At 38.0% G+C, this 12,438-nt stretch carries 14 protein-coding genes; 12 read left to right on the top strand and 2 right to left on the bottom strand.

Annotation, left to right across the window (positions count from 1 at the left end):
• Positions 1-587 precede the first annotated feature (587 nt).
• From hprK to V7014_RS08240, 4 genes are all read left to right on the top strand, one after another.
• The gene (gene hprK, locus V7014_RS08255) at positions 588-1,526 is read left to right on the top strand and encodes an HPr(Ser) kinase/phosphatase (protein WP_335506044.1); all 939 of its coding nucleotides are present in this window, start codon (positions 588-590) and stop codon (positions 1,524-1,526) included.
• Positions 1,527-1,559: 33 nt separating this feature from the next.
• The gene (gene lgt, locus V7014_RS08250) at positions 1,560-2,381 is read left to right on the top strand and encodes a prolipoprotein diacylglyceryl transferase (RefSeq protein WP_335506041.1); all 822 of its coding nucleotides are present in this window, start codon (positions 1,560-1,562) and stop codon (positions 2,379-2,381) included.
• A gap of 85 nt (positions 2,382-2,466) precedes the next feature.
• Entirely contained in the window at positions 2,467-3,114 is a 648-nt protein-coding gene (gene ppaX / locus V7014_RS08245) for a pyrophosphatase PpaX (RefSeq protein WP_335506039.1), read from the top strand.
• A gap of 2 nt (positions 3,115-3,116) precedes the next feature.
• A complete protein-coding gene (locus V7014_RS08240; RefSeq protein ID WP_335506037.1) occupies positions 3,117-3,662 on the top strand; it encodes an acyltransferase in 546 nt (181 codons plus the stop codon).
• 169 nt (positions 3,663-3,831) lie between these two features.
• On the opposite strand, the gene V7014_RS08235 is transcribed toward V7014_RS08240, so the two are convergent.
• On the bottom strand, positions 3,832-4,497 hold the full coding sequence (locus tag V7014_RS08235) for a class D sortase (protein WP_335506035.1): 666 nt from the start codon (positions 4,495-4,497) through the stop codon (positions 3,832-3,834).
• Positions 4,498-5,499: a processed acidic surface protein gene (locus tag V7014_RS08230; RefSeq protein WP_335506033.1), complete on the bottom strand. Its 1,002-nt coding sequence runs from the start codon at positions 5,497-5,499 to the stop codon at positions 4,498-4,500. It lies immediately after the preceding gene.
• 420 nt (positions 5,500-5,919) lie between these two features.
• On the opposite strand from V7014_RS08230, the gene V7014_RS08225 reads away from it, so the two are divergent.
• Genes V7014_RS08225 through hisIE form a run of 8 tightly spaced genes read left to right on the top strand, consistent with a single transcriptional unit; the run spans position 5,920 to position 12,411 of the window.
• Positions 5,920-7,098: an ATP phosphoribosyltransferase regulatory subunit gene (locus tag V7014_RS08225; protein ID WP_335506032.1), complete on the top strand. Its 1,179-nt coding sequence runs from the start codon at positions 5,920-5,922 to the stop codon at positions 7,096-7,098.
• A complete protein-coding gene (hisG, locus tag V7014_RS08220; protein WP_335506030.1) occupies positions 7,098-7,739 on the top strand; it encodes an ATP phosphoribosyltransferase in 642 nt (213 codons plus the stop codon). The genes V7014_RS08225 and hisG overlap by 1 nt, the downstream gene beginning before the upstream one ends.
• A gap of 20 nt (positions 7,740-7,759) precedes the next feature.
• Positions 7,760-9,025, top strand: a complete 1,266-nt coding sequence (gene hisD / locus V7014_RS08215; RefSeq protein WP_335506053.1) for a histidinol dehydrogenase — start codon at positions 7,760-7,762, stop codon at positions 9,023-9,025.
• Positions 9,026-9,046: 21 nt separating this feature from the next.
• Complete coding sequence (hisB, locus tag V7014_RS08210) at positions 9,047-9,634, top strand: imidazoleglycerol-phosphate dehydratase HisB (protein WP_335506028.1); 588 nt, start codon at positions 9,047-9,049, stop codon at positions 9,632-9,634.
• Positions 9,635-10,270, top strand: a complete 636-nt coding sequence (hisH, locus tag V7014_RS08205; protein WP_335506025.1) for an imidazole glycerol phosphate synthase subunit HisH — start codon at positions 9,635-9,637, stop codon at positions 10,268-10,270.
• Positions 10,267-11,001 carry a 1-(5-phosphoribosyl)-5-[(5-phosphoribosylamino)methylideneamino]imidazole-4-carboxamide isomerase gene (gene hisA / locus V7014_RS08200; RefSeq protein WP_335506024.1) on the top strand — a complete coding sequence of 245 codons (735 nt, stop codon included), beginning with the start codon at positions 10,267-10,269 and terminating at the stop codon, positions 10,999-11,001. The genes hisH and hisA overlap by 4 nt, the downstream gene beginning before the upstream one ends.
• Before the next feature lie 22 nt (positions 11,002-11,023).
• On the top strand, positions 11,024-11,782 hold the full coding sequence (gene hisF / locus V7014_RS08195; RefSeq protein ID WP_335506022.1) for an imidazole glycerol phosphate synthase subunit HisF: 759 nt from the start codon (positions 11,024-11,026) through the stop codon (positions 11,780-11,782).
• The gene (gene hisIE, locus V7014_RS08190; protein WP_335506020.1) at positions 11,779-12,411 is read left to right on the top strand and encodes a bifunctional phosphoribosyl-AMP cyclohydrolase/phosphoribosyl-ATP diphosphatase HisIE; all 633 of its coding nucleotides are present in this window, start codon (positions 11,779-11,781) and stop codon (positions 12,409-12,411) included. Before hisF ends, hisIE begins: the two co-directional genes overlap by 4 nt.
• Positions 12,412-12,438 lie beyond the last annotated feature (27 nt).

Below are 12,438 nucleotides of genomic sequence, written 5' to 3'. Positions count from 1 at the left end.
GGCCGTTGAAGCTAGACAAATCGAATCGCTCCACTCTTCGTGTTTCCTTTATCTCGTGCGAAGTGCGTAAGTCTTAAAACGGCGCTGAACGGGTGCGACTTTCGCTTTTGTAGAGAAGCAGATTGATATGATGATTGTTTGTAAATAAGTTAAAGTAGAGATAGTTCCTATAAAGTGAAACTTTAATCGGTGGGGGGTTCGTCCATCCCTCACCGATTATTAGTTGAGCCAATCGGGTTCTTACTGGTGCTTAATCTCCCACTTANNGTGGGAGTCTTAGCGCCAGTTAGAACGGGATAAATTCAGTCAGAAAATTTCGTTTATACTCAGTTCAAGTTATAATGTAAGTTAGAACTTGGGCAATATAGTTTATAGGTTAAATGTTAGAATTAGCCATTTATAGATAATTCTTTTCTTCATATTTGGTTCTAATGCAATTAGTGCTAAAATAAAGTGAAACATCCATCAATCGGGTATATTCCCTGCTGTTGGTTAGTTGAAACAATCGTGTTCCTATTACTTAACGTTATCTCGGCGTTAGTTAGGACAGAGCGAATAGATTGTGTTTGAATTAAGGAGGATTCCATTTGGCGAAAGTTCGTACGAAAGACATACTTGAAAAATTTAATCTAGAGTTAATTAGTGGTGAAGAGGGGATTAATAGACCTATTTCGTCTAGTGACTTGTCACGACCAGGAATTGAAATAGCTGGTTTCTTTGAATATTACCCAGCTGAAAGAATGCAATTATTAGGAAAAACAGAGTTGTCTTTTTTTAATAAATTAAGTAAACAAGAAAGAAAACACCGCATGGATATGCTTTGCACAGATATTACACCTGGTATCATTGTTACACGAGATCAAGAAATACCGGAAGAGTTAATCGAAGCATCTGTAAGAGAATCTGTACCAGTGTTACGTTCTCGTATGAAAACAACGAGAGTATTTAGCCGATTAACGAATTATTTAGAAAGTAAATTGGCTCCAACAACAGCTGTACATGGTGTTTTAGTTGATATTTATGGTGTAGGTGTTCTAATTACAGGAAAAAGTGGCGTAGGTAAAAGTGAAACAGCATTAGAGCTAGTAAAACGCGGACACCGTCTAGTAGCGGATGATTGTGTAGAAATCCGTCAAGAAGATCAAGACACATTAGTAGGGGGTGCTCCTGATTTAATTGAGCATTTGCTAGAGATTCGTGGGTTGGGAATTATTAATGTTATGACTCTATTCGGAGCAGGAGCTGTTCTGAGTAAAAAGAAAATATCTTTAATTATTAATCTTGAGCTTTGGGAGAAGAACAAGCATTACGATCGCTTAGGTCTAGATGATGAGAAGCAAAAGATTATTGATACAGAAATTCCGCGTTTAACAGTTCCTGTTCGACCTGGACGAAATTTAGCAGTTATCATCGAAGTAGCTTCAATGAATTTCCGTTTGAAACGAATGGGAATGAATGCTGCACAACAATTTACAACAAAACTGTCTGAAGTGATTGATGAAGGAGATCACGAAGATACATATTAAAAAAGTTATGAAGGGAAGGGAGCGATCGTATAAATGGATAAATTTGATCCTATTAGTCCCATTGCTATTCAATTGGGGCCGTTGTCCATACATTGGTATGGTGTGATTATTGGTACTGGTTTACTTTTAGGTTTATTGTTAGCATTACGTGAATCGGAAAAACGAGGTTTACCGAAGGAAACCTTTTTAGATTTAATTTTATTTGCTGTTCCGATCTCTATCATTTCGGCGCGTATCTATTATGTTATTTTTCAATGGGATTATTATGTGCAAAATCCTAGTGAAATCATTGCGATTTGGAATGGTGGAATCGCGATTCATGGTGCATTAATTGGGGCGGTTCTAACAGCTTACGTATTTTGTAGAGTAAAGAAAATTTCGTTTTGGAAAGTGGCGGATATTGCTGCACCTAGCATTTTGCTTGGACAAGCGATTGGCCGTTGGGGTAACTTTATCAATCAAGAAGCATATGGTGGCGAAGTAAGTAGACAGTTCCTAGAAAACTTGTTTATTCCAGATTGGATTATTAATCAAATGTATATTGATGGCGTTAATGGCTTAGCCTACTACCATCCAACATTTTTATATGAATCGCTTTGGAGTTTCTTGGGAGTTATTATTTTGCTACTGTTACGTAGAGTAAACTTACGACGTGGCGAACTCTTCCTAACGTATGTGGTTTGGTATAGTATTGGCCGATTCTTTATTGAAGGACTGAGAACAGATAGTTTAATGTTAACTGACACTTTACGAATGGCTCAAATTATTTCTATTGTGCTAATTGTTGGTGCTGTTATTACGCTTATTTATAGACGCGTAAAAGGCTTAAGCAATGCAAGGTATAAAGATATGTAACAAATTATTCAACGAATGCAATCTTGCTTACTAAGGCGGGTTGCTTTCGTTTAAAACAAGTTGGAAAGAAGGTAGGAAGCAACTTATGACACGCAACATCAATACCGTATTATTCGATTTAGATGGAACGCTTATCAATACCATTGATTTAATTCTTGCTTCGTTTACTGAAACACTTAATCACTTTTATCCAAATAAATATAGTCGTGAAGACATGTTGAAATTCATTGGACCACCATTAGTTGATTCATTTCAATCTATAGATCCAGAGCGAGTTGATGAAATGGTTGACTATTACCGTGAATTCAATATGAAGAATCACGATGCATTAGTAAAAGAATATGAAGGTGTGTTAGAAACAATTGAAGCTTTACAAACGGCAGGTTTCAAAATTGGAATCGTTACAACTAAACTAAGAGCTGCTGTTTTAAAAGGGTTAAAAATTGGAAAGTTAGATCCTTACTTTGATGTAATTGTGACTTTAGATGATGTAAAAAATGCAAAACCAGACCCAGAGCCAATCAATATGGCTTTAGAACAGTTGCACTCTACACCAGAAGAAGCGATTATGGTTGGAGATAGTTCTCATGATATCCTTGCAGGACAAAATGCAGGAACATTAACGGCTGGTGTAGCATGGACTGTGCAAGGAAGAGAGCATTTAGAAGCGTATAATCCAGATTATATGCTCGATAATATGAGAGATTTATTACATATACTAAAGGTTGAGTGAGAATGAGAAAAACGGTACGATATCGAGTTGAAGGTGCAAATTCTTTATGGCATGTGTATAAAACAGTTCCTTTCTGGAAAGTAGTCCGAAATTTTGTTGTGATACAAACAGCACGATATACACCGTTTTTATCTATGAAAAATTGGCTTTATCGAACTTTTCTTGGCATGAAAGTAGGCGATCAAACATCGTTTGCTTTAATGGTCATGTTAGATATTATGTTTCCAGAAAAGATATCGGTGGGACGCAATACAGTCATTGGATACAATACAACCATTCTAGCTCACGAATATTTAATTAAAGAATATCGTCTAGGTGATGTAGTAATTGGAAGTGAAGTAATGATTGGTGCAAACACAACAATTTTACCAGGTATAACAATTGGTGATGGAGCCATTGTATCTGCAGGAACAGTCGTACATAAAGATGTACCAGCAGGCGCTTTTGTTGGTGGCAATCCAATGCAAATTATTTATACGAAAGAGCAACTGGCTGAACGTTGGAAAGACGATCCGATATATGGAATGAACCAAGGAAACATGGGCTGACAATATTGTCAGTCTTTTTTTGTGGGGAAAGATAGTATAGGTGTGAATTATATGAGCGGAGAATTAGAAATATGAGCAGAGAACCAAATATATGAGCAGGAAACCAAACAAATACTCACAAACCACAATTCAAAAAAAGATCTATCTCACCAAGAGATAGACCTTCATATCACTTACTTGCAACGAAAACCGTATTTAGATCTTTCTTCACTAGTTCGGCGACTAGTATATAGCGATTTGGTGCATCTCCAATGAAATCAAAAGGATAGCATGTGGTTACGGTTAATGTTGGTTTGGTTTTTGGAACAATGACGGTTCGATCGTCACTATCAACGATGCGGGTTTTCTTCACTTTGAAAGTAAATGTTCCAGCAGTAGTTGTTGTTACGAGTTCATCACCTACACCTACTTCACCTAAGCGGCGAAATACGGTATCGCGATGTCCAGATAATACGGAATTATCTCGTTCACCAGGTAAAACTGATCCAGCGAAATGGCCGACGCCTTTGGCTAGTTCGTCTTCATCTGTTCCGTGAATAATAGGCAATGATTTATCAAGCTTAGGAATATATAGCTCTCCCATCAGTTCGCCTTCTTTTGGAATTTGCGTATAAGTCACCTTGTTAGCATGCTTTTTATTCACAGTTGAAACTGGTTTGGAGGATGACTCTGTTGTATCTTCTTTAACCACAGTTTTATTCCATTTGTACATCGTGTAGCCGGCTAGTAACTTATAAGCGTTTGTCGTAGTGAAATAAGCACCACCCAGCAGCAAAAGCAAGGCGCAAATGAGAAGTATCAACTTTTTCCGTTTGCGAGGCTTTGTAGATTTCACTTATTTTACAGCTCCTGCTTTTCTAAATGTAAAGATTGCAGCACCTAGTAAAACTAGACCAAATAAGAAAGTACCCATGTAGTTTCCAGCAGTATTTGGTAGTTTTGCACCTTTTTCTGTTATAGGCTTATTAACAGGTTTTGTTTCGATTTTATCTGTAGTGGTACCGATTACATTACCTGACTCATGAATAATATCAGAGCCGATCATTTCACCAGTTAGAATAAAGTCTAATAATAACTCACCAGTAGTGTTGTACACTTCAACTAAAAGGCTAGCACCTTTAGCATCTTTTAATGTTAATAAATCTTGGAAAGAAACCGGTGTTTTTACTCCATCTTTAACAAGGTAGAAAGAAAAATCTAATTGTAAAAGATTTTTAAGCTCATCTGTAATACTTAAAAGTTCCGAAATTTGTGCAGAAGATAATTCATCAACAATCTCGAATTCTTCAAAAGCTATCATTCTTTCAGATAAAGAAGCTAACTGATCTAAAAGTGCTGGGTCTTGTTCAATCACTTTCTCAATATGGTCATTAAGCTTTGTTAATTCAGCTTCAGTAATACCAAATTGTGCAAAGAATGCTTCAAGCTCACCAAGAATATCCTCATCGATCTCACCAAAATCTGTATCTAGGTAAATCATGTCTTCGACGTCATAGATGAATAAAAATGTTTCTTCGATTGTTTTTCCTTCTTCTAATTCACCATACTCTTTTAATAATGCCTCAAGTTCTTCTCTTGTCATTTCATAGTCAGTTAATAATTGATTTAATGATTCCGTTGTAACGCGTGGTCCTAATGTGTCACGTAATTCCTCTACATCTTCAAAATCGGCAATTGCTAAATCGAAAGATGCTAAGTATGTATTTAGCTCTTCACTTGTTAACGCGATTTCTTGTAAATAACTTTGAAGCTCATTAGCATTAACTGCCGCTTGTGCAGAAAAGCCTCCTCCGAAAAGAAGAAGTGTTGATAATAATGTTGCGATAATTACTTTCAAGTAAAAGTCCTCCTAATTGTTCAAATAATAAATAATTCCACAAAATTATACTATTATTGAACAATTAGCAATAGCGAAAAGTTTTGGTAAATAATACCGTGATTATATGACCATTTTTTTCATGCTCTAACCTTAGTTTAAAGTGATTGGGAATGTTTTCCTTTAATTTGAATCATTTGTCTATCTTGACTTCATTGAGTATGGAATGTAAACTACATATAACTTTATTTTGTTAGTATATTAGCGAACTAAAGTATTTGTGGGATAAGATACTGTTGGAACAAATGAAGCCATTATGTCTGGATTGGAGAAACTAAACTATCAATAAGTGCATATTTTAGTTTCTTCTTATTAGATGAAAATATAGGAAAAATAGGTTACGATTATTTTATCGGAATATTCTAAAAGAAGGTGATAGAGATGACGAAGCTTTTTATGTTTGAAAAACCATTAGGTATGAGAGATACATTGCCACTATTATATGGAGCGAAGAATAATGTTCGTAATAAGATGTTACAAGAAATTAATAGTTGGGGTTATCAAATGTTAGAAACACCTGCTCTTGAGTACTATGAAACAGTTGGTGCAGCATCGGCTATTCTTGATCAGCAATTGTTTAAGCTATTGGACCAACAAGGTCATACGCTTGTATTACGTCCAGATATGACTGCTCCGATTGCACGTGTAGCTGCTTCAAAATTGTTGAAAAGTCGAATTCCACTTCGTCTTGCATATTCAGCAAATGTGTATCGTGCACAACAAAGAGAAGGAGGACGTCCTGCAGAGTTCGAACAAATAGGTGTAGAGTGCATTGGGAATTCAACAGTGAGTGGAGATGCGGAATCAATCGCTTTACTCATTTCAACTTTGCAAGCTGTTGGTTTAACGGGTTTTAAAGTATCAATTGGTCATATTGGTTTTGTACAGCAACTCTTCTTACACATACTTGGCAACGAAGAGCGAGCAGAACAATGTCGTAAATATTTATTTGAGAAAAATTATGTTGGCTACCGCGAGCATGTAAAGTCATTACCATTATCTTCTATTGATAAACAACGTCTATTAGCGCTGCTTTCTTTAAGGGGGGCAGATGAAATCTTCCAACCTGGCAAAGATATTTTAGAGGATGAAAAAAGTATTCATGCTATCGAGCAGTTAGAGGTGCTGTGGAAACAGTTGCAAGAGTTCAATGTTCATTCTTATGTTAGCTTTGATTTAACGGCGGTGAGCCATATGAATTATTATACGGGCATTCTTTTTGAAGTATATGCAAATAATGTTGGTTTACCGATTGGGAACGGTGGCCGTTATGATAATTTGCTAGATAAATTTGGTTATCATGCTCCTGCTACTGGGTTCGCTATTATTATGGATCGGTTGTTAGAAGCACTTGGGGTAGTTGAAGAAAGCAATGAGATGACATGCGTTTTATATAGTAACGAACGTAGAATGGAAGCTATTAATTTAGCAAAAGAGTTACGTGTAAATGGTGAAGTGGTTGTGTTACAAGAAGTAACGGGTGTAACAGATTTAGATGCATTTACGAAAAGCTTTCAATCGGTGCAGTACATGATTGGTAGTCGGAAGGAGGAATTGTAATGAGGGATTCATTAACCATTGCAATGCCAAAAGGGCGAATTTTTGAAGAGGCAGTTGATTTACTGCGAGCAGCAAAATTTCAACTTCCTCCTGAATTCGATGATAATCGTAAATTAATTCTAGAGGTAGAAGAAGAAAATATCCGTTTTATTCTAGCAAAGCCAATGGATGTAGCAACATATGTAGAGCAAGGCGTCGCTGACATCGGTATTGCAGGTAAGGACGTTATGCTTGAAGAAGAACGTGATGTATATGAATTATTAGATTTGAAGATTAGTAGCTGTTATTTGGCAGTTGCAGGCTTGCCGAACACAAAACTAAGTGATGTGGCACCGAAAGTTGCGAGTAAATATCCGAATATTGCGTCAAGTTTCTTTCGTGAACAAGGTGAACAAGTAGAGATTATTAAGTTGAATGGTTCGATTGAACTTGCACCTTTAATTGGTTTAGCAGAGCGCATCGTGGATATTATATCGACTGGTCAAACGCTTAGAGAGAATGGTTTAGTTGAATACGAGAAGATCGCTGATGTAACATCTCGACTCATTGCTAACCCAGTATCTTATCGAATTAAAGAAAAGCGAATTACGGAATTAGTTGATCGCTTAGCGGAAGTGATCCAACACGAAGCTACACTTTAATGGAGAAATGAGGAATGACTGTGAAAATCGAGAAACGAACAGGAAACCTTTCATTGAAAAGGTCTGTGGACTCAGGGACATCTGAGCAAAGAGAAACAGTACAAACAATTATTGCTGCAGTTCGTGAACAAGGGGATACAGCTTTACGTCATTACACCCAAACATTCGATCGTGTAGAAATCGAACAATTCCTAGTAACACCAGAAGAAATTAAAATAGCATTAATTGAAGTTGATAACCACGTACTTGAGATTATGAAAGAGGCGGCAAATAATATTGCTCGTTTCCATGAAAAACAACGTCGCAATTCGTGGATTTCAACAGAAGAATCGGGAACGATGCTCGGACAAAAGATTACCCCGTTAGATTCTGTAGGATTATATGTTCCAGGCGGGACAGCTGCTTATCCTTCTTCCGTCTTCATGAATGTGTTGCCTGCAAAAGTAGCAGGTGTTAAACGAATTGTTATGGTGTGTCCACCGGGCAAAGATGGTAAGTTGCCATCTTCCGTATTGGCGGCGGCTTCGATTGCAGGCGTTACAGAAATATACAAAGTTGGTGGAGCACAAGCCATTGCAGCTCTTGCCTATGGTACTGGAAGCATTGAGCGCGTCGATAAAATAACAGGTCCTGGAAATATATATGTAGCACTCGCGAAACGTGAAGTGTTTGGAGATGTGGATATCGATATGATCGCTGGTCCAAGTGAAATTGCAGTACTTGCAGATGAAACAGCTAATGCCGCAGAAGTGGCAGCCGATCTGTTATCACAAGCTGAGCATGATGCTCGTGCTAGCAGTGTACTTGTTACAAATTCGATGAAGTTAGCGGAAGAAACAGTAAAGCAAGTAGAAAAGCAATTAGCAACATTGCCACGTCAAGAAATCGCTCGCCAATCAATTGAAAACTACGGAAAAATCATTGTGACTGAAACATTGGACGAAGCAATCGACGCTATTAATGAACTTGCACCGGAACATTTAGAGGTGTTAACACATGACCCAATGTCGATGCTAGGTAAAATCCGCCATGCGGGAGCGGTTTTTCTAGGACGTTATAGTTCTGAGCCAGTCGGTGATTATTTCGCGGGACCAAATCATGTCTTGCCGACGAATGGGACGGCTCGATTTTCAAGTCCTTTAAATGTAGAGGATTTCCAAAAGAAATCAAGCATCATTATGTATAGTCAAGCAGACTTTGAACGTAATGCGGAGAAGATAGCTGCTTTTGCAAGATTAGAAGGTTTAGAAGCACATGCTCGTGCTATTGATATCAGAATCAAATAAGGATTAGGGAGGGAATGTTGTATGGTGCGTAAAGGATCAGTACATCGTAAAACAGGTGAGACAGAAATAAAATTAGCGTATGAAATTGATGGAGAAGGAAAATCGAATCTTGATACAGGAGTTCCGTTTATGAATCATATGCTTGATTTGTTTGCGAAACACGGTCATTTTAATTTAGAGGTCAATGCCAAGGGAGATATTGATGTTGATGATCATCATACAACAGAAGATATCGGCATTTGTCTTGGTCAAGCCATCGTTCAAGCATTAGGCGATAAGCAAGGTATAAAGCGATATGGAAATGCTTTTGTACCAATGGATGAAACGCTTGCTCAAGTCGTTATTGATTTAAGCAATCGACCTCACCTCGAATTTCGAGCTGAGTTACCTGCGCAGAAAGTAGGGACATTTGATACAGAGCTTGTTCATGAGTTTCTTTGGAAGTTAGCACTAGAAGCAAGAATGAATTTACATGTTATCGTACATTACGGTCACAATACCCACCATATTATTGAAGCAATTTTTAAAGCGATGGCTCGCGCATTAGATGAAGCAACAATGATTGATAGCCGTGTAAAAGGTGTTCCTTCATCGAAAGGAATGTTATAGATGATTGGTATTGTTGATTATGGAATGGGCAACCTGTTTAGCGTTAGTAAAGCACTTGAACGATTAGGGGTAAAGTATTTTATTTCAGATCAAGTAGCGGATCTAGAACAAGCTAATGGCATCATCCTACCTGGTGTTGGGGCATTTAAGGATGCGATCGTTCTACTGCAAAATAAAGGATTAGATCAATTTCTTAAGTCGTACGCCAATAATGGAGGCTACTTATTGGGTATTTGTTTGGGCATGCAGCTTTTATTTGATGAAAGTGATGAGAATGGCTATAGCAAGGGCTTGTCATTATTACCTGGAAAAATCGTTCGATTTAGTGGTTCATCATCGGATGGTGAAACGTACAAGGTACCTCATATGGGATGGAATAAGCTGAAGTTTAATCGTGAAGATGCAATTCTAAAAGATTGTGTTGAAGATTACGTATACTTTGTTCATTCTTATTACTTACAAAGTGATAATACTGAAGTAAACATTGCGACTACGGAATATTACGAAACAGTTCCAGCCATTGTTGGGAAAAGTAACGTAATCGGTATGCAATTTCATCCAGAGAAGAGCGGCGAGTTAGGTATGCATTTATTGAGAAACTTTTTGCAACTTGTAGAAGAGAAGGTGAAAGCATGAGTACATTTACAATTTATCCGGCAATTGATATGCGGGGTGGTAAATGCGTTCGTTTATATAAAGGGGATTATAATCAAGAAACGGTATATGGTGATAGCCCGTATGAGATGGCGAAAAGCTTTGTTGAGCAAGGGGCTGAATGGATTCACATGGTTGATTTGGACGGAGCAAAAGAAGGGCGAGGCGTAAACCATGAGCATGTAATCAAAGTTGCAAAAGAGTTGCAGGTGAACGTGCAAATTGGTGGTGGAATCCGAACAGAAGAAGATATTGTATATTATTTAGAAAATGGTGTGAAAAGAGTCATTCTTGGTAGTGTAGCAGTGTCTAATGTTGAATTTGCGAAAGAAATGTTAAAGAAATACGGTTCAGCCATTGCAATTGGACTTGATGCGAAAGATGGTATAGTTGCGACACATGGTTGGTTGGAAACGTCGAAGGTTACAGCTATTGAACTCGGTAAGACGCTTGCTGAAGCGGGAGCTGAAGTGTTTATCTTCACCGATATTGCTACAGATGGTACGCTTGCGGGTCCAAACATCGCAGCAACAGAATTGTTAGCGAAAGAAACAGGCAAAAGTGTCATTGCCTCAGGAGGTATTAGTAGTTTAGAAGATATTACTGATTTATCTAAACTATTTGCTTCTGGTGTCTCGGGTTCCATTGTTGGCAAAGCGATATATAGCAATCGTTTCACCGTTGCAGAAGCACTTGCTTGTGTGAAAGCATAACGAAGATAAAGGAGGGGTATCGGTGATTACAAAACGTATTATTCCTTGTTTGGATGTGAAAGAAGGACGTGTGGTAAAAGGTATACAGTTTGTGAGTCTTCGCGATGCTGGTGATCCGGTGGAACTGGCGAAGTTTTATGATAAAGAAGGTGCGGATGAACTTGTTTTCCTTGATATTTCTGCTTCGCATGAAGGAAGAAAAACGATGGTTCAAGTTGTTCAAGATGTAGCATCTCAGCTAGCGATTCCTTTCACAGTTGGTGGAGGAATTAATAGTTTGGAAGATATGAAGCGAATCTTGCGTGCAGGTGCAGATAAAGTCTCTTTAAATACGGCTGCAGTGGAGAATCCAAGCTTAATTAATGAAGGTAGCCAATATTTTGGAACACAATGTATCGTTGTTGCAATTGATGCGAAGTATGATGACAGCACAGGTTCATGGAAAGTGTACACACACGGAGGCAGACGTGAAACAGAATGGGCCGTAATTGAATGGGCGAAAGAAGCTGTAGTCCGTGGTGCGGGTGAAATTTTATTAACGAGCATGAATTGTGATGGTGAAAAATCCGGATTTGATTTAGCTTTAACGAAAGCTGTTAGTAGTGCTGTAACGGTCCCTGTCATTGCATCGGGTGGTGCAGGTAATGCAGAGCATTTTAAAGAGGCATTTAATGAGGGAAAAGCGGATGCGGCATTAGCTGCTTCTATATTTCATTACAAAGAAACATCCGTCAAAGAAGTCAAAGCGTATTTACAACGAGAAGGAGTGAATGTTCGATGAATGTTACACAATTGAAATTTGATTCGAATGGTTTAATTCCAGCAGTCGTTCAAGATGCTGATACGAAAGAAGTGCTAACGCTAGCTTATATGAATGAGGAATCACTACAAAAATCAATTGAATCAGGTGAAACATGGTTTTATAGTCGTTCTCGTTGTGAGCTTTGGCATAAAGGAGCAACAAGTGGGAACACACAACAAATTACTTCTATCTCCTATGATTGCGATCAAGATGCGCTTGTGGTACTTGTTAAGCCGAATGGACCTGCATGTCATACAGGAGCTACATCATGCTTCACAGGTGTTCTATATGAAGCTGAGCCAAGCGTAATGAATAAGAAAGCGGATATAGCGTTTTTATATGAGCTTGAAGAGCTTATTAGCCAAAGAGAGAAAGAGCGTCCCGAGGAATCATACACTACATACTTATTTGAAAAAGGTGTAGATAAAATCCTGAAGAAGGTCGGAGAGGAAGCAGCGGAAGTGATTATTGCTGCGAAGAATCGTGACCATGATGAATTACAATGGGAAAGCGCGGATTTACTTTTTCACTTATTAGTTTTATTGAAAGAGCAAAACTTGCCATTATCCGATGTTATTTCTGCATTAAAAGAAAGACATAATAAATAAAAGAAACGAAAAGCTAATGCGGTAGAA

Source organism: Bacillus sp. JJ722 (assembly GCF_036963345.1).
Taxonomy (GTDB): Bacteria; Bacillota; Bacilli; order Bacillales; family DSM-1321; genus Bacillus_AD.
Note: the sequence above shows the minus strand (reverse complement) of the source record. Positions and strands in the feature narration are given on the sequence as shown.